At 71.1% G+C, this 1,129-nt stretch carries 1 protein-coding gene; it reads left to right on the top strand.

Translation table 11 applies throughout. The features are described from left to right. Positions 1-7: 7 nt before the first annotated feature. A partial coding sequence (locus tag EAO70_RS35110; protein WP_148006862.1) for a PP2C family protein-serine/threonine phosphatase occupies positions 8-1,129 on the top strand: 1,122 nt, incomplete at its 3' end.

Below are 1,129 nucleotides of genomic sequence, written 5' to 3'. Positions count from 1 at the left end.
GGCGGGGATGGATTTCGTAGGCGGGTTGCGGGCTGATGGTCTGCCGGCCGCGTTGTCGGATCCCGCGCGTCTGGCCGCGGTGACAGCCACCGGTCTGCTTGATACCGGGCCTGAGGAGGTCTTCGAGGACCTGGCCGCGCTCGCGGCGAGGATCACCGGGTCGGGGCGGGCGTTCGTGACCCTGGTCGACGGTGATCGCTCGTTCTGGAAGGCGTGCGTCGGTGTGGACGCCGTCGAGCTGGCCGACCGGCAGAACCCGGTGGGGCAGAGCTTCTGCTACTTCCTGGTCGGACTGGGCGGGCAGCCGTTCATCGTCGACGACGCCGCCTCCGACCCGCGCACCGAGCACCATCCCTCGGTCGGTCCGTTGAACATCGGGGCCTGGGCCGGCTATCCCCTGACCGATCCCGAGGGCCGGGTCCTGGGCAGTTTCTGCGTGATCACCGACACCCCCCGTTCCTGGGAGCGGGCGGATCTGATGACGCTGGCGACGCTGGCCCGCTCGGTCTCGGCGGAGATACACCTGCGTCAGATGCTGACCTCTGCCCAGGCCGCGCAGCAGCGGTCGGCCGACCTCGCCCACACCTTGCAGGCCGGCCTCCTGCCCCCGCAACTGCGCAAGGTTCCCGGCGTGGAGGCCGCCGCCTCCTACCTGCCTGCCTCCCACCGCCACTACTCCGACATCGAGGTCGGCGGTGACTTCTACGACCTCTTCCACACCTACGGCCAAAACTACGCCGCCGTCCTGGGYGAYGTGTGCGGCAAGGGCGTCCAGGCCGCCCAGGTCAGCTCCATGGCCCGCTACACCGTGCGCGCGGACGCCGGTGAGACCGGCTCGCCCGCCGAGCTGCTCGACCGGCTCAACACCGCCCTGCTCGCGCAGAACACCTCCCGCTTCCTCACCGCCGTCTACACCGCCTTCCACCGCACCCCCGGCGGCCTGTCCGGCACCATCGCCCTGGCCGGGCACGCCCCGGCCCTGATCCGCCGCGCGGGCGGAACCGTCGAACCGCTGGGCGCCATGGGCACCCTGCTGGGGATCATGGACACCGTCCACCTGACCGACGTGCCCTTCCACCTCTCCCCCGGCGACCTGCTCCTGCTCTACACCGACGGCCTCACCGAAGCC

Origin of the sequence: Streptomyces sp. adm13(2018), assembly GCF_008042145.1 — a bacterium.
Lineage (GTDB): Bacteria > Actinomycetota > Actinomycetes > Streptomycetales > Streptomycetaceae > Streptomyces.
The sequence above is the reverse complement of the archived record's forward strand: the minus strand, read 5'-3'. Positions and strand labels throughout refer to the sequence as shown.